The sequence below is a fragment of the Nonomuraea sp. NPDC049709 genome (assembly GCF_040674815.1).
Lineage (GTDB): Bacteria > Actinomycetota > Actinomycetes > Streptosporangiales > Streptosporangiaceae > Nonomuraea.
Genome location: NZ_JBFANM010000079.1, coordinates 31,573 through 51,284 on the forward strand (window position 1 = coordinate 31,573; position 19,712 = coordinate 51,284).

Sequence of the window (19,712 nt, forward strand, 5' to 3'; positions counted from 1 at the left end):
TCGTCGATTATGGAGACTCGGGACCGGGTTCGTCCTGCTATTGGGCGCTTTGCTGGGGGCGGAGGGAGGCCGCCACGCCGTCGACGATGAGCCGCACGCCACGGGCGAACGCCTCGTCGCTCGTGGGCGCGCCGCCGGCCCTGACGGCCGCGACGGTGAGCGGGAAGTCGGCGTAGGAGGCAAGCTCCTGCGTCTCGCCGCGCTCCTGGCGCTCGCGCCGGGCCTGCTCGTTCAGGACGAAACCGAGGGTGTAGTGGCTGATGGACGCGATCGCGTGCAGCCCCTGCTCCGGCGTGAACCCGAGCCCGGTCAGGATCGCGAGCTCCTCCTCGAAGGAGCGGGCCACGCCGGGCCCGGGATTGCTGCCGGTGACCAGCCGCGCGCCGTCGCGGTGGCTCAGCAGCGTACGCCGGTAGGCGTGCGCGCGGCGGGTCAGCCACTCCCGCCACGACTCGCCCTCGCCGGGTCCGCCCATGTCGGGGGCCAGCAGCTCGCGGGCCATCTCGTCGAGGAGCTCCTGCTTGTCGCGGAAGTGCCAGTAGAGGGCCGGGTTCTGCACGCCCAGGCGGGCGGCCAGGCGGCGCACGGACAGGCGCTCCAGGCCGACCTCGTCCAGCAGTTCGAGCGCCGCGCGCACGACCGTGTCGCGCGCCAGTCCCTTCTGTGCCATCGCGGCCCACCTTAACACCGCTAAGCGCCTCGCCCGGACACCGGACGGCACCCCGGGCAAGCGACCGTGACCAGCCCAGGGCGGTGGCCGGGGATCAGGTGGGATGGGTGCCGATGATCGCGGTGGCGTCCAGTTCGTCGGAGGTCGCCACCCGGGCCGTCAGGCCGGCGGCCGTCACCGCTTCGGCCGTGGCCGCGGCCTGGCGGGAGCTCGTCTCCACCAGCAGGTGGCCGCCGGGGGCAAGCCAGCCGGGCGCCCGGGCGATCACCCGTCGCACGACGTCGAGCCCGTCGGCGCCGCCGTCCAGCGACATCAGCGGCTCGTGCAGCCGCGCCTCGGGAGGCAGCAGCCCGACCGACTCCGACGGCACGTACGGCGGGCTGGCGATCAGCACGTCCACCCGGCCCCGCAACGTGGCGGGCAGCGGGTCGTACAGGTCACCCTCGTAGACGTGCGCCCCGGCCAGGTTGCGCCGGGCGCAGCGCACCGCGGCCGGATCGAGGTCTGCGGCGTGCAGCTCGGACCGCTCCAGACCCGCCGCCACCGCCGCGCCCATCGCGCCGGTCCCGCAGCACATGTCCAGGATCACCGGCGTGCCGGGAACCTCCCGCGCCACGGCGACGGCGCGTTCGATGAGGAAGCCGGTACGCGGCCGGGGCACGAACACCCCGGGCTCCACGGCCACCCGCAGGCCGCAGAACTCCGCCCAGCCCAGCACGTGTTCGAGGGGCTCGCCGGCGACGCGGCGCTCCACCATGGCGGCCAGGTCGCCGGGGGTGGGCGCGGTGGAGACGAGCAGCTCGGCCTCGTCCTCGGCGAACACGCAGCCGGCCGCCCGGAGCCGGGTGACGATCACAGAAGTAGGGATAGATGATGAAAAAACCGACATGGGAGCCTTTCGGGGATGCCGATGGGCGCTCCCGCGGTCACCTGATCCCGGTAGGCCGCGCGCGGCCGGTGGAAGGGAGCACCCAGCCTGACACAGCGGTAATGGGTCTCACCTCCCAAGGACGATCGCTTCGAGACCGTCACAGTACCAGAGCGCTTTTCACGTCTTCCCGTCCCCCGCCACCGGAGCGGCCGCGTTCGGGATGACCCCGTGCAGGTGCAGACCGGCCCCGCGACCTGTGTCGATGGTCAGGGTGCCGCCGATGGCGCCGAGGCGGTCGTACATGTTGGTGATCCCGTGCCCGGACCTGAGCAGGTCGGGGCTGGCGCCGTCGCCGGTGTCGCGGAAGTCGAAGGACAGCCCGTCCTGGTCCCGCAGGTCGATGGTCACCGTGGCGTGCTCGCCCGCGTGCTTGCCGGCGTTCTGCAGCGCCTCCAGGAGGCAGAAGTAGACGTTGATCTCGATCTCGGGCGGGTAGCGGCCGATGCCGTCGGCGTGGATCTCGGCCGGCAGCGGGGAGTGCCGGACCGCCGCGCGCAGGGCCGCCTCCAGCCCCGACTCGGCCAGTTGCGGCGGGTAGATCCCGTGCGCGAGGTCGCGCAGCTCCGCCCCGGCCTCGCGCAGGTCCTCGGACAGCTGCGCCAGCAGCGGGCTCACGTCGGCGGGCTGGGTGGCCAGCAGCCGCTGCGCGACGCGCGACTGCACGGCCGCGGCCACGAGGCGCTGCTGGGCCCCGTCGTGCAGGTCGCGCTCGATCTGGCGGCGTTCCCGGTCGGCCGCGGCCACCAGGCGGCCCCGCGACTCCTGCAGCGCCTCGGCCCTGGCCACCAGCATCACGTGGTTGTGCCAGGCGAGGTAGGAGGCCCTGGTCAGGCCCAGGACGACCAGGACGATGACGGTCGCGGAGACGACCCAGCCGGGGGCGTTGCGCTCGAACCCGACACCGGGCAGGAACCGGCCCGCCAGCGTGATGGCGACGGCCGTGGCGATCGTACAGCCCATGATGACCTTGAAGCGCCGGCGCGGCAGGTACGCCACGGACAGCAGCACCGGCGACACCGTCACCAGCGTCGCGTACGGCAGGGCGGACGGGATCATCGCGGTCAGCGCGAGCGCGTAGCACCAGGTGATGCCCGCCGAGATGCCGATGGCCCGCTCGATGCGGTCGCGCCTGACCACGCGCAGCGCCAGGACGATCAGCAGGGCCACCGTCGCGCAGCCGGCGGCCAGGGCCGGCAGCCAGGGGACGCGGGCGCCGGGGAACATCGCGACAGAAACCGTGCCGGCTCCGAGCGCGACGCCGAGGATGGCCCACAGGCCGGTGGCGATGTACTGGTGGGGATGCGGGTGGGTGCTGCGCTGGAGGTCGGTGTAGAGGCGGGCGACGACGTACCAGATCGCCTCCAGCGCAGCCCGTACGGCGCCGCCGCGCTCCTCGGCGGCACGCCGCACGCCCGCGCTCTCCAGCACGGCGCGGGGCAGGTGCCCGTGCAGGCGCATCCCGCCGCCCGGCCGGGTGTCGATGGTGAGGGTGCCGCCGATGGCGCCGAGGCGGTCGGTCATGTTGATCATGCCGGTGCCCTGGTGGATCGCGTCGGGGAAGCAGCCGGCGCCGGTGTCGCGGAAGTCGAAGGACAGGCCGTTGCGGTCCTGGAGGGTGATGGTGACGGTGGCGCCGTCCCCGGCGTGCCGGCTCGCGTTCCGCAGGGCCTCCAGGAGGCAGAAGTAGATGTTGATCTCGATCTCGGGCGGGTAGCGGCCGATGCCGAACGCCCGGACCGTGGTGGGCAGCGGGGCGTGCTGGGCGACCGCGCGCAGAGCCGTCTCCAGGCCGTACTGGCCGAGCTGGGGCGGGTAGATCCCGTGCGCCAGGCCGCGCAGCTCGGCGCTGGCCTCCTGCAGGTCGTCCGACAGCCGGGCCAGCAGCGGGGCCACCTGGGCGGGGTCGGTGTCCAGCCGCAGCCAGGCCTCCCGCGTCTGCTCGGCGGCGGCCAGCAGGCGCCGCTGGGCGCCCTCGTGCAGGTTCCGCTCGATCTGGCAGCGCTCGCGGTCGGCCGCCGCCACCAGCCGGGCCCGCGACTCCTGCAGCGCCTCGGTCCTGGCGACCAGCATCCCGTGGTTCTGCCAGGCGGCCAGCGACACCAGGATCGTGATGAACGGGATGAACGCGATCGCCAGCGCGTGGGTGACCCCCGGCGGCACCTGGTCCTCGAGCCCCACCCCGCCGTGCACGGTGCCCACCACCACCAGCGCCGTACCGACCAGCATGGTCGCGCCGAGCATCGCGGCCAGCCGCGCGTGGTTCATGTGCTGTACGGCCACCAGCACCGGCAGCAGCACCGCCAGCGCCAGCGTGGACAGCGCGAACGGCACCATCGAGGTGACCGCGACGGCCACGATCCAGTTCGCCAGCGCGAACACCACGACCGCGGCGAAGCGCCGGAACCGGTGGATCAGCTGGACGGCCCGGACCAGGAACGCGGCCATGACCAGCAGCAACGACACGATCACGACGAGCCAGGCGTCGTCCACCACCAGGAGCCGCAGGACGATCAGCCAGCCGACGGCCACCAGGACGCCGGCCAGGTCCGCCTGGATGTAGGTGCGCAGCCGCTCCCACTCGGGCGCGCCTATCTCGATGATCTCGTGCCCCCGCAGGCCGGCTAGGAGTTCACGCGCCCCCCGTCGCTCCACAGCGCCTCCAGTTCGTCGGGGCCGAAGCGGTCCTTGTGCCGATAATGAGCCCCCATCACCATCGCGTCACGAGGCAGATCCTCTGTGTTGTTGACCGACAGCAGGACCACCGTGATGTCCGGATGGCGGCACCGGATCCGGCGCGCCGCCTCCAGGCCGCCCATGCCGGGCATGTTCACGTCCATCAGCACCATCCCGACGGCCTCGTCCTCGATGAAGTCCAGGGCCTCCTCGCCGCTGACCGCCTCCCCCGCCAGCACGAACCCGTCCGCCACGGCGATCACGCCGGCCACGGCCCGGCGGAACGACGGCAGGTCGTCCACCACCAGCACGCGCACGAGATGTTGCTCCACAGACCTGATCGTCGCATCGGATCGCCGCCGTGTCGGTGGTGCCACCATCACTATCTTCGGCTTTGTCGCGGTCACACGGGCGGGGAGTCCAGGAACATCAGGACCGCCTTGACCCGCCGGTTCGTGTCACGGTCGCCGCGCAGGCCCAGCTTCAGGAAGATGGAGTTGATGTACTTCTCGACCGCCCGCTCCGAGACGTTGAACGCGGACGCGATGGCGAGGTTCGACCGGCCGGCGGCGACCTCGGCGAGCGTCTGGCGCTCGCGGGGCGTGAGCTGCCGCAGCGGGCCCGCGTCGTTGCGGGCCTTGGCCGAGACCAGCGACTCCACCACCACCGGATCGATGAACGAGCCGCCGGAGGCCACCGTGCGGATCGCCGAGATCAGCTCACCCGGCGCCGCGATGCGCTCCTTGAGCAGGTATCCGCGCCTGCTGCTGCCCTGCGCGATCAGGGTCAGCAGGTAGCTCGGGTCGAGGAACTGCGACAACACCAGCACGGCCACCTCCGGATGGGTGTCGCGCAGCGCCGAGGCGGCCCTGATGCCCTCGTCGCTCATGGTCGGCGGCATGCGGATGTCGGAGACCACGACGTCCGGCTTCTCCTCGTCGACGCAGGTCATGAGCGCGTCGTAGCCCGAGCAGGCGCCGACGACCTCCACATCGGTCTCGGTCGCGACGAGCGCCTGGATGCCGGTCCGGACCAGCAAATTGTCCTCGGCGATCACCATCCGTAAGGACGTCACCCCGTCAACGTAGTCCGCCGCACCCCGCATGCTCAACAAGTGCGGAAAACCGAACCACGGACTCGGAAGCCACCTTTATCGCTGAATTAGCGGGCGCGCGGGAAACTTGGCGCAACGGCAGTGAACCTGCGAGCGGATATCAGGGGTTTCAGCTAGGGCCAAGACGGAGGGGAAGTGGGGGCCGAAATGCTGGACGTCGCCGAGGGAGTATCGCGAATCAGGTCCCGGATCAGCGCGTGGCTGGTCCGCGTCGACCGGGCGCTGTACGCGAAGCACGACGAGCGGGCCCGCCGGTACGGGTGGACGGTCACCAAGACGGGCTTCGGCTCCCGGAAGTATCGCGATCCGCGCTTCGACGCGCTCAAGGCGGCCCGGGTCGCGGAGCTCTGCGCGGCCGGGGAAGCACCGGTACGTTCCGCTGTCAGGAGTTGATCGACATGTCCATGCGTAATATGCGCCGCAACCCGTACGCGCCGGTCGAGGAGGCGTACCCGGTGCCGGGGGCCGGGTCGCTGGTGGTGCTGTGGCGATGGCGTACGGAGCTGGCGCTGGCCGCGCTGGTGGCCGCCGCGGGGTTCGTGATCGCGGCGGCCGTGGGCCAGGGGCTGTGGTGGGCGCCGATCGCGCTCGCCGGCAGCGTCTCGGTCCCCGCCACGGTGCCGGTCGGCCGGAAATGGATTCGACGTCACTTCTGGTGCCTGTTCTCCCGGCACCGGCTGCAGCGGGTGTGCCTGGAGACGTCCATGCACACGCGAAAGAACAGAATTCCGCTGATCCTCTGGATAACGCCGACCGAATTGGGGGAAAGGGCTTTCATTCTGCTCCGGGCCGGGATTTGCGCCGAGGACTTCGAGGCGTTCGCGGGGGAAATAGCGGCGGCCTGCTGCGCGGCTTCCGTACGGGTGCGGCGGCACCCGGGGCGGGCGCAGTTCGTCACGGTGGAGATCGTGCGGCGGGGCGTGGTGCTCGGGGCGGGGACGTGGGGCGACGACGGCGAGCCGGGGGCGGGACGCCCGCTGGAGAAGCTCGCCGGATAGGCCCCGTCCCGGATCCGCGGGCGGTGCGGCTCCACGCCACCCGAGCCCACCGCCCTTCCGGCCCTCAGGCGCGCCGGGGTACCGGGCCACCCGGCGCGCCTGAGGCTTCGGCCACCCGGGGCTTATCGGGGCCCCGTGGACCCCGCGTGGGAGCCGCGCACCTGCTGCCCGTAGGGTCTGAGCAAGGTCGTGGTCGGGGCCCTCGGCCGGCTGCACGCCGAGCTGACCGGCGCCTCCGTGGTCTGCCCGCGCCCCGGCGCGACCCCCCGGCTATCGGAAGCCGGACCTCGACGAAGCCGCGCTCCTCAGGCCGACCTCTCGCGGCGTTCCGGGCCGCGGTGGCCGCGGGGCACCAGGGTCGGGTTGACGTTGTCGAGCACCGTGTCGCGCGTGACCACGACGCGGGCCACGTCGTCGCGGCTCGGCACCTCGTACATCACGTTGAGCAGCACCTCCTCGAGGATCGCGCGGGCCGCCCGGGCGCCGGTGCGGCGCAGCAGCGCCTGCTCGGCGACGGCGGCCACGGCGCCCTCGTCGAACTCGAGCTCCACCCCGTCGAGCTCGAACAGCCGCCGGTACTGCTTGATCAGCGCGTTGCGCGGCTCCGTCAGGATCCGCATCAGCGCCGTGCGGTCCAGCGGGCGCAGCGGCGCGATCACGGGCAGGCGCCCGACGAACTCCGGGATGAGCCCGTACTTCAGCAGGTCCTGCGGCATCACCTGGGACAGCATGTCGTCGTCCCCGTCGCGCAGGACGGCGTTGAAGCCGGCGCCCCGCCGGGCGACCCGCCGCTCGATGATCTCCTCCAGCCCGGCGAACGCGCCGCCAGCGATGAACAGCACGTTCGTCGTGTCGATCTGGACGAGGTCCTGGTGCGGGTGCTTCCGGCCGCCCTGCGGCGGCACCCCGGCGACCGTGCCCTCCAGGAGCTTCAGCAGCGCCTGCTGCACGCCCTCGCCGGAGACGTCACGGGTGATCGACGGGTTCTCGCTCTTGCGGGCGATCTTGTCGATCTCGTCGATGTAGACGATGCCGGTCTGTGCCCGCGCGACGTCGTGGCCGGCCGCCTGGAGGAGCTTGAGCAGGATGTTCTCGACGTCCTCGCCGACGTAGCCGGCCTCGGTGAGCGCGGTGGCGTCGGCGATCGCGAACGGCACGTCCAGCAGCCGCGCCAGCGTCTGTACGAGATGCGTCTTGCCGCTGCCAGTGGGCCCGACGAGCAGGATGTTCGACTTGCCGAGCTCGATCGGCTCCGGCTCCGCGGTCGCGTCCGGAGGGGAGGAGCGGTGCACGCGCTTGTAGTGGTTGTAGACGGCCACGGACAGGGCGCGCTTGGCCTGGTCCTGGCCGACGACGTACTGGTCGAGGAAGTCGTGGATCTCGCGCGGCCGGGGCAGCTCCCTGGCCTCGCCGCGGACCTCCGCCGCGCGTTCCTCGGCGATGAGCTCGTTGCACAGGCCGACGCACTCGTCACAGATGTAGACGGTCGGCGGGCCCGCGATGAGCTTGCGCACCTCGGTCTGGCTCTTGCCGCAGAACGAGCAGCCCACCACGTCGCCGTTCTTGCCGATTCGTGCCATCGGGCGCCTCAGCCGGCCTGGCGCGGATCGGTCACGTCGATCTCGAGCACGTCGTTCATGGCCCCGCCCCGCATTTCGCATGATCCCATCATCTGGATGTTCACGGTATCTTGAGCCGAGAGCGTACGGCAACGAGGAGGACGCTTGGTCCGGCTCACCAGAGCGGAGGCCCAGGAGCGCAATCGCGCAAAAGTGCTGGCCGCGGCCAGGCAGGAGTTCGCTGAGCGCGGATTCCGGGACGCGAAGATCGATGGCATCGCCGAGCGCGCCGACCTCACCCGGGGGGCGGTCTACTCCAACTTTCCCGGCAAGCGCGCGCTCTATTTCGCCGTCCTGGCCGACCTGGCCGAGCGCGCCCCCGTGACGGCCCGCGTCGAGCCGGCGCGCAGCGTGCGCGAGGCGCTGGCCACGGTGGCACGCGTGTGGGCGACCCGGCTGCCGCTGATGGGTGACGACGAGCACGCCCCGAGCAGGCTGGGCACGGGCCTGCTGCCCGAGATCCTCGCCGACGAGGCCACGTGGAAGCCGTTCGCGCAGCTCATGAGGCTGAACGCGATCCTGCTCGGGCTGGCCATGGAGCGGCTGCGGGCGCCCGGGGGGTCGGACGAGCGGCAGGTGCGGCTGGCCGAGGCCGTGCTCACGGTGCTGCAGGGGGCGGGGCAGCTCGCGGGCGCGGCGCCCGGGTTCGTGGAGCCGTTCGACCTGATCCGGGTGTGCGAGCAGCTCGCCGGCCTCGACCTGGGCGACCGGTGGACGGTGGCGCCCATGCTCCCGCAGGTGCGGGACGGTGCCGGGGCCTGGTCGCCCCCGGGCGGGGCGGTGGACGCGGTCAGCGGCGGGCCGGCCCGGCTGGAGCGCGACGGGGTGGTGGCGGTGCTGGGGCTGCACCGGCTGTCGGCAGCCGAGGAAGCCGTACGCGCGGCACCGCCCGGGGCCGAGGTCACCGCCGTCGTGGTGACGAGCGCGCCCGGCGAGCTGCTGCCGCTGGCCCGGCTGGTGCTCGCCGAGGTGGTCACGTGCCTGCGGCAGGCGTTCCCGCGGGCGGCGTGGCCGCGGTTGCGGGTGGTGTTCGACGAGTCGGGGGCGCTGGCGGCGGCTGCGGGAGTGGCGGCGCCGCGCGACATGACGGAGGTGGCGATCCGGGTGGTGTCCGGGCGGATCGCCCTGCGTGCCGAGGGTTTCGGCGCGTGCCACGCCGCCGCGTCCGCCCGTCCCCGGCCCTGACCCTGTCCTTGGCCCTGTCCTTGGCCCTGTCCCCTTAGGCCTCCAGCCAGAAGCCGGCGCTCTGCCGCCACAGCTCCAGCAGCGCGGTGTCGCCGATGAGCTCGACGCCGGGGGCGGGCCGGTTGTAGACGTACAGGAGCAGGTCCGTGATCGGGCCGCGCGCCGCGACGGCGGCCTTCTCGTGCGCGTGCCGCCAGGAGGGCGCCTCGCCGGTGAGGTCCACCAGCCACTCCCCCGCCGCCCCGGCTGCGTGGAAGTGCAGCGTGTGGCCGGGCCCGAGCAGCCCGGGCACCCCCTCGTACGCCTCCGGCACCGTCGAGAAGCCCAGCCACTCCTCCAGCCCGTCCCGCGCCACCTCCTCGGCCACCGCGTAGTCGGCGCCCACGGCCAGCGCCGCGTCGGCCCGGTGCACCACGGTCTCGTGGGTGGCCCGCCGTGCCCAGAACCGCGGCGACCGGTCCGTCGCGTGTTCGTCCGCCGGCGACCACACGGGCACGTCGGGCCCGGCCTCGCGCAGCGTCTCCGCCAGCCGCTCGGCCCCCTCGGCCAGCCAGGGGTCCAGCACGGCGGCGTCCTCGTCGGTGTACGCGGACACGTCGTTGAGCACGTCGTCCGGGACCGGCTCCGTGGCCCGGGTGCGCACGACGGTCTCGGCCCAGCGGTGGTGGCCGCCGAGGTGGCGCAGGAGCTGGCCCAGGTTCCAGCCGGGGCACGTGGGCACGGATGCCGTCATGTCGGCGTTCTTGACGTGTGATCTCAGCAGGTCCGTCTGGGTGACGATCTCGTCGCAGCAGCGTTCGAAGCCCAAGGAGGTCATGCCCCCACGCTACCGACGCGGCTCCTTTCCCAGGCGCCCGGCGCGGCCCTCCGGCCGGTCGAGCAGGCGGTGCCTGTCCGCCGCACCGCTCTGTCAACGGATCATCGAATCGATGGAACCGCCGGGCCCGGATGAGCTGTCCAAGCAATGGGCGACGCCCACGCCGGCACCCCGGCCGCTCGCCGGCCGCCGTTGTGGCGGCCGCGACCGCCGGAAAGCCGGCTGACGCCGCAGACGGCCCTTCCCGTCCGCGGGCGCGCGCTGGACGTCGCCCCCCACCAGCCTCGTCAGAGGGTGGTCGGCAGCACCGGGAGGCCGCGGACGCCGGGGTCGGCCGCGAAGACGGCCCCCGCCTCGGGCTGCTCCGCGCGGTCCACCCCGAGCGCGGAGGTGGTGACGAACAGCCGGTCGAGGTCCTCGCCGCCGAACGTGACCGCCGTGACCTTGCGTACCGGCAGGGTGATCACGGCGTCGAGCCGCCCGCCGGCGTCGTACCGGTGCACGGCGCCGCCCTCCCACAGCGCCACCCACACGCCGCCCTCGGCGTCCACCGTCAGCCCGTCGGGCGCGCCCCGCTCCGGGTCCACGACGGCGAACGGCCGCCGCGCCGTCAGCCCGCCCTCGGGGTCGTAGTCGAGCACGTCCACGCGCCCGGTCGCGGTGTCGGCGTAGTAGGCCAGCCGCCCGTCCGGGCTGAAGCCGAACCCGTTGGAGATCGTCACCCCGGGCAGCACCACGCTCAGCCCGCCCCCGGGCCCGGCCACGTAGAACGAGCCGCGCCCCGGGGCGGCGTCGTAGGCCATGCTGCCGATGTAGAAGCGGCCGTCGGGGTCGCAGCCGCCCTCGTTCATGCGGATCGCGGGGTCGGTCCACGCCTCGCCCAGGGAGCGCAGCGGGGCGTCCAGGTCGTCGGAATCGGACAGCAGCAGCTCGCGCTCGGCGGCGACGAGGTAGCCGCCGGAGGTGCGGGGGCGTACGACGGCGGCCACCGCGCCGACGTGGCGGCGGCGCACCTCGCCGCCCGGGCCCAGCGCGAGCACGTCCCCGGCCAGCATGTCCACCCACCGCAGACCGCCCCACCGGCCGGACCACACGGGTCCCTCGCCGTGCTCGGCGACGGGGTCTGTCACGGTGTACGCGGTGATGGTCATGCCGCTCTCCTCCAATGCTCGCGATCGGTGATCCACGACCCTATTCGTCCGGTACGCCACCGTGAACCAGGCCGGGGCGACGGGCCACCACGGGGGCCAGGTTCGAGGACGCGCGAGGCCGCGGGCGCGGCCGGGAGGGCTGGAGCTGGGCGACGACGAGGGCGGCCAGCACGACGAGCGCGCCGAGCGCCTGGGCGGCGGTGAGGTCCTGGCCCAGCACGAGCCAGCCGAGCGCGGTGGCGACGACGGGGCTGAGCAGGCCGAGGAACGTGACCTTGGTGGCCGACAGCACCCGCAGCCCCCTGAACCACAGGGCGTAGGCGAGGGCGGCCCCGACGAGGGTGAGGTAGGCGTACCCGGCGAGGTTCGCGGTGGTCAGCGCGGCCGGCGGCGGGCCCTCGACCAGCAGGGCCACCGGGAGCAGCAGCAGGCCGCCCGCGACGAGCTGCCAGCCGGTGGAGGCCAGCAGCGGCGCGGGCGACTGCCACCGCTTGCTGAGCACGACCCCGGCGGCCATGACGGCAGCGCCCCCGAGCGCGGCGGCCACCCCGAGCGCGTCCAGCCGCGCGTCGGCGCGCAGCACGAGGAGGCTGACCCCGGCCACGCCCGCCACGGCGGCCAGCGTGGTGCGCAGGGTGAGCCGCTCGCCGAGCAGCCCGGCCGCCAGCAGGGCGACCAGCAGCGGCTGGATGGCGCCGACCGTCGCCGCCACCCCGCCGGGCAGCCGGTACGCCCCCACGAACAGCAACGCGAAGAACACCCCGATGTTCAGCGCGCCCAGCACCAGGGATCGCCACCACCACACGCCCTTCGGCAGCCGGCGGGTGATGGCGACGAGGAGGAGACCGGCGGGCAGGGCCCGGATCACGGCGGCCAGGAGGGGACGGCCGGGCGGCAGCAGCTCGGTGGTGACCAGGTAGGTGGTCCCCCAGATGGCGGGGGTCAGCGCGGTCACGAGGACGATTCCCCTGCGATTGCTTAGCACTAAGACAAAGTATCTCAGCACTAAGCGACTTGTCACGTGATTTACCTCAGCGCTAAGACATCGCTAGGCTGGGACGGTGGCTGATCACGTCGACCTCGTCCTGAGGCAATGGCACGCCCAGCGGCCCGACCTGGATGTCTCCCCGATGGGGATCATCGGGCGGCTCTCGAGGCTGCACCGGCTGATCGACGCGGAGCTGGGCCGCACGTTCGCGGCGCACGGGCTGGACCGGGCCTCGTTCGACGTGCTGGCCACGCTGCGCCGCAGCGACCCGCCGCACCGGCTGACACCCGCCGAGCTGATGCGGGCGTCCATGGTCACGTCGGGGGCGGTCACCCAGCGGCTGGACCGCCTGGAGTCGCGCGGGCTGGTGAAGCGCACGCCGAGCGAGTCAGACGGGCGCGGCGTTCACGTGACGCTCACCGAGGAGGGGTACGCGCTGATCGAACGGGTGCTGCCCGACCACCTGGCGACGGAGCACCGGGTGCTGGCCGCGCTCTCCGGGGAGCGCCGCGAGGACCTCGCGCGCACGCTGCGCGACCTGCTGGAGTCGCTGGGGGACACCACCGACGGCGGGTGAGGGCGGCGGACGGATGCGTCAGCGGCGGCGACGGGGGCGGCGGGGCGGGGCGGGGGATGGGCGTGTGGCGTTCCCCCGCTTCTCCCCCGGGCCCTCCGCCGTCCAGTGGGCGGGCCGGGTGAGGGCGGCGGGCAGGCGGGTGGCGGGGGTGCCCTTGGCGGCGTTGACCTGGGCCTGGGTGAGGAAGACGGCGCCGGTCAGGTCGGCACCGGACAGGTCGGCGCCCCGCAGGTCGGCCCCGATCAGGTCGGCGCCCCGCAGGTCGGCTCCCCGCAGGTCGGCGCCGATCAGATAGGCCCCGCGCAGGTTGGCGGCCCGCAGGTCGGCGCCCTTCAGCCGGGCCCCGATCAGGTCCGCGCCGCGCCGCTCCTTGCCGTCGTGCCCGGCCCGCGCCAGCTCGCTCGTACGCAGGAGCAGCTCGTTGACCCGGGCCCGATGCGCCGCGACGTCCAGTTTCTCCAGCACGTCGGCGCTCTCCCGGGTGAGGCGCTCCGTCTCCTCCAGGACCTCGGCCACCGAGGGGTGGATCGGCCGGGCGGCCTCCACCGTCAGCGCCTCCGCCAGATACCACAGCAGCTCGTGCAGCTGCCGCATGACCGGGAACACCGCGTACATCTGCCGCGCCGTCCCCGGCGCCTCCCGCCAGCTGCGGCCCTCGAACGTGACCTGCGAGACCTTCTGACCGGCCCCGAAACAGTCGAACACCGTGCACCCCGTGAACCCGCGCTGCCTGAGCCGCTGGTGGATCGAGCAGCGGAAGTCGTCGCGCAGGTTGTGGCAGGGCTGCCCGGCGTCCTTGTCGACCGCGAAGTCGGCCGAGGCCGAGAACGGCAGGGCGACGCAGCACAGCCCGAAACAGCTCTCGCAGTCGGCCAGCAGGCCGAGCTCCCGGGGGTTCGTCGCGGGCAACGTGCCGGCCTCCTCGTGGGTGATGGGGTGTGGCAGGTCAGTCAAGGGTACTCACGGATGGACGTACGGCGTCGTCGTGGTGAGCGGCGTGAAGCCGAGCCGCGCCAGGATGGGGCGGCTCTGGTCGGAGGCGTCCACCTGCAGATAGTCGTAGCCGCGCGCGACCGCCTCGCGGGCCCGGTAGGCCACGAGCGCGCGGTAGACGCCGCGCCCGCGCCATTCCGGTACGGTGCCGCCGCCCCACAGGCTCGCGAACCGGGTGCCGGGGTGCAGGTCCATCCGGGCCGCGCTGATGGGCACGTCTCCGGCCAGGGCGAGGACGGCGATGCCGGCCCCGGTGGCGAGCTGGGCGAGCAGGCGTTCCCTGATGTGGTCGCGGGTGGCGCCGAAGGCGATTTCGTGCACGCCGGCCAGCCGCTCGACGCCGTCCCGGTCGCTCACCGGCACCAGCCGGACGCCGTCCGGCACCACCACGCCCGCACCGGCGATCGGGGCGGCTTCGGCGATCATGAGCGTTTCGGCCGGCTCGGCGGTGAAGCCGGCGGCCAGGAGGCGGCGGTCGAGGTCTGCGGGCCGGTCGTGGTCGTACAGCTTCCACTCGAACGCCCGCCCCAGCGACCCGAAGAACCGCACCTGCTCGGCGATGGCCGCGTCGGCGTCACCGGGGCCGAGGCCGGACCAGATGACGCCGTTCCAGGCGTGCTCGGGACCCACCTGGCGGACCACGTCGCCGACCCGCTCGACCTTGCTCTCCGGGCTGTCGGGGGCGGCCTCGCGCCGCAGCTCCCGGTCGAAGAGCGCGAGCACCTCATCTCGATTCACCCGCACACCCCATCAGCCGCACCCGCTTCCGGGCAACCGGTTAACCGCGGGTCAGCCGCCGTAACGGCGCTGGCGGGCCGCGAAGCTGCGCAGCGCGCGCAGGAAGTCGATCTCGCGGAACGCCGGCCAGTACGCCTCGCAGAAGTACAGCTCGGAGTAGGCGGACTGCCAGAGCAGGAAGTTGGACATGCGCTGCTCGCCGCTGGTCCGGATGACCAGGTCGGGGTCGGGCTGCCCGGCCGTGTAGAGGTGCGGGGCAATGTCGTCCACGGACAGGTCGGAGGCCAGCTCCAGCATCGACTGGCCGGCCTCGGCCCGCTCGTACAGCAGCTCGCGCAGGGCCTCGATGACCTCCTGGCGGCCGCCGTACCCGATGGCCAGGGTGAGGTGGAACCCGGTCTCGCAGGTGCGGGTCGCCTCGACGGCGCTCTTGAGCGCCCGGGCCGTGGTGTCGGGCAGGATGTCGAGCATTCCGGCGACGTGGACGCGCCAGCGGGCGTCGGGGCGGTCGAAGCGATCGGTGACCATCTGCTCGATCACCCGCAGCAGGAAGGCCACCTCCTCGTCGCCGCGGCGCTGCAGGTTCTCCGTCGAGCACAGGAAGACGGTCACGTGCCGGATGCCGAGCCCCTCGCACCACGACAGGACGTGCTCGATGTGCTCGGCGCCGTACTTGTGGCCGATGCTCGGGTTGGCCATGCCCATCTGCCTGGCCCAGCGCCGGTTGCCGTCCATGATGAGGCCGACGTGCCGGGGCAGCGGGCCCGCCATGACGTGCCGCCGCAGGCGCCGGGCGTAGAGGGAGTGAAGGAGGTTTGTCGTCTGCACCCTCCAAGGATGGCGCGGGCGGCGGACCGGAATGCGATCTTTCCCGATTTCCGGGTCAGGCTCACCGCTCGGTCAGCGCCAGCTTGGCCCCCAGCGCCACGAACGCCGCCCCGAATCCGCGCCGCATCCAGGTCAGCACCTTGGGCCGGGAGATCACCTGGTTCCTGACGGCGGCGGCGCACAGGCCGTACCCGGCGAAGACCACGAACGTCAGCAGCATGAACACGCCGCCGAGCTCCAGCATGCGCGCCAGCGCGGCCGGCTCGCCGGCGCTGACGAACTGCGGCAGGAACGCGAAGAAGAAGATCGACAGCTTGGGGTTGAGGATGTTCACGAGCACACCGTCGGCGATCACCCTGGCCGCCGGGCGCGGCTCGGACTCCCCCTCCACGCTGAGCGCGCCACGCTCGCGCAGGGTGTTCCAGGCCATGTAGAGCAGGTACGCCACGCCCGCGTACTTGATGACCTGGAAGGCGAGGGCGCTGGCGTGCAGCAGCGCCGCCAGGCCGGTGACGGCGGCGGCCATGTGCGGCACGATGCCGAGCGTGCAGCCGAACGCGGCGACGACCCCCGCCCGCCCGCCGTGGGACAGCCCGGCCGCCAGCGTGTAGAGCACGCCGGTGCCGGGGGTGACGACGATGACGAGCGAGGTCAGCAGGAACTCGATGCTCACGGCCGGCGGCCTTTCAGGAGGCGGGGAGTGCTGTCCCTGGCACCCAACCACTCCCCCGCCTTCTATGTCAATCTTGGTTGGTTTTAGTCTGCGTCGGGGCATCTTCGGGTTCTTCACATGATCGCTGACCATCGGGCCACCGGTCGGAGAATCTCGGCATGATTACTGTCAGTTACGGGGATAACACTCCTCGTCTTACCAAGGGGCTACCTAGTCCGAAATATGCCTATGTGTCAGGAGAATTGGAGGCATCGACGATGCGGAACGGCGGCACCATACTCGTCAGCACGTTCACGGTGGTGCTGCTCGTGACCGCCGCATGCACCTCAGGCGGCTCCAACAGTCCGCCGCAGCAGCCGCAGGCGTACGTTCCGCCGCCCCGCCTGTCGATCACGCCCGCTGACGGCACGAAGAAGGTCCCGCCGGACACCGGGATCGGCGTCAGGGTCACCGACGGCAAGGTCACCGAGCTGACCGTCGCCGACGCCAAGGGACACGAGGTCAGCGGGAGCCTGGGCGCGGACGGGACGTGGCGGCCGAGGTGGCCGTTGAAGCCGGCCACGGCGTACACGGTGAACGCGCGGGCCACCAGCCCCGACGGCACGCAGGTGGTCACGAAACGGGCCGCGTTCACCACGCTGAAGCCGCAGCGGGTGCTGGAGACCGGCATGGCGCCGCTGGACGGCGAGAAGGTCGGCATCGGGATGCCGATCCAGCTCCTGCTGTCGAAGCCGGTGACCGAGCAGAAGGACCGGGCCGCGGTCGAGCGGTCGCTGACGGTCCAGATGTCCAAGCCGGTCGAGGGCACGTGGAGCTGGGTGAGCGACCGGGAGGTGCAGTTCCGGCCGCGCGAATACTGGCCGACCGGCGAGAAGGTCACGGTGGTCGCCCACCTGGCCGGCCTGCGGATCGGCCGGAACCTGTGGGGCACCAAGGACCGTACCGTGACCTTCACCGTCGGCCCCGAGCACATCACCACGATCCACAACAAGACCCACCGGGCGGTCGTGCGCAAGAACGGCGAGGTCGTCAAGACCATCCCGGTCAGCCTGGGCAAGCCGGGCTACGAGAGCTATTCCGGCACAATGATCGCCCAGGAGAAGGCGGCGGACTTCCTCATGGACTCGGCCACCGTCGGCATCCCGGGCGAGTATCTCCACCACACCAAGTGGAACGTCCGGATGACCTACAGCGGCATGTTCTTCCACGCCGCGCCCTGGTCGACCAGCGCGCAGGGCAACCGCAACGTCAGCCACGGATGCGTGAACGCCAGCACGTCCAACGCCCGCTGGTTCTACAACTTCACCCAGCGGGGGGACATCATCAAGGTCACCGGGACGTCGCGCAAGCTCAGGTTCGGCAACGGGCCGACTCCCTGGACCAAGTCGTGGGAGGAGTGGCTGGCGGGCAGCGCCCTCAGGACATCGACCGACGCCTGACACCTCGGCCCTGCCCGCGCCGGCAGCGGTGGCCATGAGAACCATCTCGCGTGGATCGATCGAGCGGAGAGGCGAGCGCGCGGCACGGGCAGCAGCACTGCCGGCCATCGCAGAGACGGCGGCAACCCACGCCCACGCCCGCACCGACGGCCGGCGGAGAGCGCGGTCGTGCTGCGGAGGCGCTCGCGCTGGGCTGTGCGCTACTCGCGCTGGGCACCTCGCCGCCGGAGGAGCCGGCGGACCTCGCCCGGCCCGACGCTCGCCGGGCCGCCAGGCAAATATGACAAGGTGATCGCCGGTCACCTGCGGGCGGGTGAGCGGCGGCGGGACGGTGAGGCCTGCTCGCCGCGCCTCGGCCGGACGGGGGTGCGGCTCCGCGGGACCGCCTCCTCCTTGGCCTCCTCGGGCTCCTCCTCTTCCTCTTCCTCGTACTCGGCTTCCTCGCCCTCTTCGGGCTCCTCCTCGTACTCGGCCTCCTCGCCTTCCTCGGGCTCTTCCTCCTCGCCCGGTTCGGCCTCCTCGGCCTCCTCGTACTCGGCCTCTTCGCCTTCTTCGGGCTCTTCCTCCTCCTCGGGCTCTTCCTCTTCGGCCTCTTCCTCGTACTCGGCTTCCTCGCCCTCCTCGGGCTCCTCCTCGTACTCGGCCCTCTCGCCTTCCTCGGGCTCTTCCTCCTCGCCCGGTTCGGCCTCCTCGCGTTCCTCGGCGAGGGCCGTCTCGTGGTCCTTGACGACCTTGCCTTCGCGGATCTCGCCTCGCCAGCCGCTCTCGTCCATCTCGTCCGGCTTCAGCATGACCTGCGTCATGACGTGCCGGGCGAAGTGCTTGAGCTCCAGCCGGGCCCGTCGGCCCTGGGCGCGCCAGAGGTTGCCCGTGTACTCGAAGAGCCCCTTCGGGTGGTACTCCAGGACGACCATGACGCGGGTGAAGTCAGGGGTGAGCGCGTGGAAACTCACCGCGCCGTCGACGTAGCCCTTGTCGCCTTCGGAGCGCCACATGATCCGCTCGTCGGGGATCTGCTCGCGGATGGTCGACTTCCACGTACGGTGCGACCACAGGATCTGCGCCTTCCAGGCCAGCTTCTCGTCCGACTCCTGGTTGACGTTCTCGACCTTCTTCATGAAGTTGGAGAAGTCCTGGAACTCGGTCCACTGGTTGTAGACGATCCGGCGCGGAGCCCCGATGTCGACCGTCTCGACAATGTTGGTGACCTTGAGCTTCTTGCCGCCCTTGTTCTTTCCCTTGCCCTTCCTGCTGAAGATGCCCTTCAGCGCCCCCTTCGCCGCGCCGGCGAGCGTCGAACCCGCGATCGACTTGTCCGAGCCGGTGATCGCGCCCAGGAGATTCGATCCGCTGCCCTCGGCGTACTCACCGAGCCGCCCGGTCAGCCCCTCGATCTTGCCGGTCGTCGCCGTCAGCGCCCGCTGCGCCAGGGCCATCGTGAGGTCCTGCAGGGCGGAGGTGAGCTGCCCGGTCGGCAGCTCCGGCATCGCCTTACCCGCTGGTGTGCTCTCTGCGGCCTGCTGCCCTTGGCTGACGGCCTTGTCCGCCAGTTTCGTGGCCTGGGTCATCGCCCTTCACTCCCTGTCCCTCTCGATGCGGACGACCGCTTGCGCCCGGCACCCGGTGTCCGTGCCCGGACCTGCTCCCCGACCGTCCGGCTGGGCAGCTTCGGCGCGCGCGGCTTCGGCACCCGCGCCTTGGGCTTCTGCTCGGATGCCTTCTGCTCGGCGTTCTCGTCCTCTTCGGCCCGCTCCCCCGTCTCCGGTCGGCCGAGTGTCTCGGTCTGCTCGTTCAGCCTCGCGGTGAGGGATTCGATCTGCTTGGTGACCGCTGCGACGGCCGCGGCCTTCGCGACGTCCAGCAGCTCGCCCTTGAGCCGGCTGGTCAGGTCGGCGAGCTCCGGGGAGGAGCTGAGTGCTGTGCGCCCCTGCTCCACCAGCCCGCCGCGGTCCCGCCGGATCTTCCGCACGGCGCCGGCGCTCGCCAGGGCGATCGCCATCCGCAGCTTGCGCTGCCTGCCCAGGCAGTAGCCGCCGATGGCCGCCAACGCCACTTTGCCCGTGTCCTTCATGGCATGCTCCTTACCTACCGGCCCCATCGACTCCCGCCTCTGGCCGGCCCCTTCAGCCGGTTCGTCCATGCCCTCGGCTGGCATACCAAAACACGCATATGCCCATAAAACGGACAATCCTGCTTGGTCTTGTGCAGGCGTAAGGTTTGCGGGCCGGAAACGCGCGGCGGGCGCCGCGGTAGGGACGACATTTGCGGCGGCCGAGGGTCGGGTCAGATGTGCCCGCGCGGGCACATCTGACCCGAAC

The 19,712-nt window shown here is 72.1% G+C and carries 20 protein-coding genes; 5 read left to right on the top strand and 15 right to left on the bottom strand.

From position 1 onward, the window contains the following. Positions 1–37 precede the first annotated feature (37 nt). The 5 genes from AB0J69_RS49470 to AB0J69_RS49490 all read right to left on the bottom strand — a co-directional run bounded on the left by AB0J69_RS49470 (position 38) and on the right by AB0J69_RS49490 (position 5,349). The gene (locus AB0J69_RS49470; RefSeq protein ID WP_364133026.1) at positions 38–670 is read right to left on the bottom strand and encodes a TetR/AcrR family transcriptional regulator C-terminal domain-containing protein; all 633 of its coding nucleotides are present in this window, start codon (positions 668–670) and stop codon (positions 38–40) included. A 94-nt stretch (positions 671–764) separates the two neighbouring features. Beyond that, a complete protein-coding gene (locus AB0J69_RS49475) occupies positions 765–1,559 on the bottom strand; it encodes a putative protein N(5)-glutamine methyltransferase (RefSeq protein ID WP_364133029.1) in 795 nt (264 codons plus the stop codon). 159 nt (positions 1,560–1,718) lie between these two features. Further along, positions 1,719–4,253, bottom strand: coding sequence for a histidine kinase (locus AB0J69_RS49480; protein WP_364133032.1), 2,535 nt, complete (start codon positions 4,251–4,253; stop codon positions 1,719–1,721). Then, positions 4,223–4,606 (bottom strand): response regulator transcription factor, encoded by a 384-nt coding sequence (locus tag AB0J69_RS49485; protein ID WP_364133036.1) that lies wholly within the window; start codon positions 4,604–4,606, stop codon positions 4,223–4,225. Before AB0J69_RS49485 ends, AB0J69_RS49480 begins: the two co-directional genes overlap by 31 nt. 71 nt (positions 4,607–4,677) lie before the next feature. Further along, positions 4,678–5,349, bottom strand: a complete 672-nt coding sequence (locus tag AB0J69_RS49490) for a response regulator transcription factor (RefSeq protein ID WP_364133039.1) — start codon at positions 5,347–5,349, stop codon at positions 4,678–4,680. Between the two features lie 174 nt (positions 5,350–5,523). Here AB0J69_RS49490 and AB0J69_RS49495 point away from each other — a divergent pair, with 174 nt between their 5' ends. Continuing rightward, positions 5,524–5,781, top strand: a complete 258-nt coding sequence (locus AB0J69_RS49495) for a hypothetical protein (protein WP_364133042.1) — start codon at positions 5,524–5,526, stop codon at positions 5,779–5,781. A 5-nt stretch (positions 5,782–5,786) separates the two neighbouring features. After that, positions 5,787–6,386: a hypothetical protein gene (locus tag AB0J69_RS49500; protein WP_364133045.1), complete on the top strand. Its 600-nt coding sequence runs from the start codon at positions 5,787–5,789 to the stop codon at positions 6,384–6,386. Between the two features lie 305 nt (positions 6,387–6,691). Here the strand turns inward: AB0J69_RS49500 and clpX are convergent, their stop codons facing one another. Then, positions 6,692–7,966, bottom strand: coding sequence for an ATP-dependent Clp protease ATP-binding subunit ClpX (gene clpX / locus AB0J69_RS49505; RefSeq protein ID WP_364133048.1), 1,275 nt, complete (start codon positions 7,964–7,966; stop codon positions 6,692–6,694). 144 nt (positions 7,967–8,110) lie between these two features. Here clpX and AB0J69_RS49510 point away from each other — a divergent pair, with 144 nt between their 5' ends. After that, entirely contained in the window at positions 8,111–9,190 is a 1,080-nt protein-coding gene (locus AB0J69_RS49510; RefSeq protein WP_364133051.1) for a TetR family transcriptional regulator, read from the top strand. Between the two features lie 34 nt (positions 9,191–9,224). Here the strand turns inward: AB0J69_RS49510 and AB0J69_RS49515 are convergent, their stop codons facing one another. The 3 genes from AB0J69_RS49515 to AB0J69_RS49525 form a co-directional block, all read right to left on the bottom strand. After that, on the bottom strand, positions 9,225–10,007 hold the full coding sequence (locus tag AB0J69_RS49515) for a maleylpyruvate isomerase family mycothiol-dependent enzyme (protein WP_364133054.1): 783 nt from the start codon (positions 10,005–10,007) through the stop codon (positions 9,225–9,227). Positions 10,008–10,294: 287 nt separating this feature from the next. Continuing rightward, positions 10,295–11,158: an SMP-30/gluconolactonase/LRE family protein gene (locus AB0J69_RS49520; protein WP_364133056.1), complete on the bottom strand. Its 864-nt coding sequence runs from the start codon at positions 11,156–11,158 to the stop codon at positions 10,295–10,297. 40 nt (positions 11,159–11,198) lie between these two features. Continuing rightward, the gene (locus tag AB0J69_RS49525; protein WP_364133058.1) at positions 11,199–12,113 is read right to left on the bottom strand and encodes an EamA family transporter; all 915 of its coding nucleotides are present in this window, start codon (positions 12,111–12,113) and stop codon (positions 11,199–11,201) included. A 106-nt stretch (positions 12,114–12,219) separates the two neighbouring features. On the opposite strand from AB0J69_RS49525, the gene AB0J69_RS49530 reads away from it, so the two are divergent. Beyond that, a complete protein-coding gene (locus AB0J69_RS49530) occupies positions 12,220–12,723 on the top strand; it encodes a MarR family transcriptional regulator (protein ID WP_364133060.1) in 504 nt (167 codons plus the stop codon). Positions 12,724–12,741: 18 nt separating this feature from the next. On the opposite strand, the gene AB0J69_RS49535 is transcribed toward AB0J69_RS49530, so the two are convergent. The 4 genes from AB0J69_RS49535 to AB0J69_RS49550 all read right to left on the bottom strand — a co-directional run bounded on the left by AB0J69_RS49535 (position 12,742) and on the right by AB0J69_RS49550 (position 15,955). Next, the gene (locus tag AB0J69_RS49535; protein ID WP_364133077.1) at positions 12,742–13,602 is read right to left on the bottom strand and encodes a pentapeptide repeat-containing protein; all 861 of its coding nucleotides are present in this window, start codon (positions 13,600–13,602) and stop codon (positions 12,742–12,744) included. 81 nt (positions 13,603–13,683) lie between these two features. Continuing rightward, positions 13,684–14,454 (bottom strand): GNAT family N-acetyltransferase, encoded by a 771-nt coding sequence (locus tag AB0J69_RS49540; protein WP_364133063.1) that lies wholly within the window; start codon positions 14,452–14,454, stop codon positions 13,684–13,686. 51 nt (positions 14,455–14,505) lie between these two features. Beyond that, a complete protein-coding gene (gene uppS / locus AB0J69_RS49545; RefSeq protein ID WP_364133079.1) occupies positions 14,506–15,225 on the bottom strand; it encodes a polyprenyl diphosphate synthase in 720 nt (239 codons plus the stop codon). Positions 15,226–15,343: 118 nt separating this feature from the next. Continuing rightward, a complete protein-coding gene (locus tag AB0J69_RS49550; RefSeq protein WP_364133065.1) occupies positions 15,344–15,955 on the bottom strand; it encodes a LysE family translocator in 612 nt (203 codons plus the stop codon). A 230-nt stretch (positions 15,956–16,185) separates the two neighbouring features. Between AB0J69_RS49550 and AB0J69_RS49555 the strand changes: the two genes are divergently transcribed. Further along, positions 16,186–17,394: an Ig-like domain-containing protein gene (locus tag AB0J69_RS49555; RefSeq protein ID WP_364133068.1), complete on the top strand. Its 1,209-nt coding sequence runs from the start codon at positions 16,186–16,188 to the stop codon at positions 17,392–17,394. Positions 17,395–17,693: 299 nt separating this feature from the next. Here the strand turns inward: AB0J69_RS49555 and AB0J69_RS49560 are convergent, their stop codons facing one another. After that, entirely contained in the window at positions 17,694–18,962 is a 1,269-nt protein-coding gene (locus AB0J69_RS49560) for an SRPBCC family protein (protein WP_364133071.1), read from the bottom strand. Further along, positions 18,959–19,465, bottom strand: coding sequence for a hypothetical protein (locus AB0J69_RS49565; protein WP_364133074.1), 507 nt, complete (start codon positions 19,463–19,465; stop codon positions 18,959–18,961). The genes AB0J69_RS49560 and AB0J69_RS49565 overlap by 4 nt, the downstream gene beginning before the upstream one ends. Positions 19,466–19,712 lie beyond the last annotated feature (247 nt).

Coding starts and splice junctions, on each gene's coding strand:
- AB0J69_RS49470 (WP_364133026.1), bottom strand. CDS start 670: ATGGCACAGAAGGGACTGGCGCGCGACACGGTCGTGCGCGCGGCGCTC.
- AB0J69_RS49475 (WP_364133029.1), bottom strand. CDS start 1,559: ATGTCGGTTTTTTCATCATCTATCCCTACTTCTGTGATCGTCACCCGG.
- AB0J69_RS49500 (WP_364133045.1), top strand. CDS start 5,787: ATGTCCATGCGTAATATGCGCCGCAACCCGTACGCGCCGGTCGAGGAG.
- clpX (WP_364133048.1), bottom strand. CDS start 7,966: ATGGCACGAATCGGCAAGAACGGCGACGTGGTGGGCTGCTCGTTCTGC.
- AB0J69_RS49515 (WP_364133054.1), bottom strand. CDS start 10,007: ATGACCTCCTTGGGCTTCGAACGCTGCTGCGACGAGATCGTCACCCAG.
- AB0J69_RS49520 (WP_364133056.1), bottom strand. CDS start 11,158: ATGACCATCACCGCGTACACCGTGACAGACCCCGTCGCCGAGCACGGC.
- uppS (WP_364133079.1), bottom strand. CDS start 15,225: ATGGCGGGCCCGCTGCCCCGGCACGTCGGCCTCATCATGGACGGCAAC.
- AB0J69_RS49560 (WP_364133071.1), bottom strand. CDS start 18,962: ATGACCCAGGCCACGAAACTGGCGGACAAGGCCGTCAGCCAAGGGCAG.
- AB0J69_RS49565 (WP_364133074.1), bottom strand. CDS start 19,465: ATGAAGGACACGGGCAAAGTGGCGTTGGCGGCCATCGGCGGCTACTGC.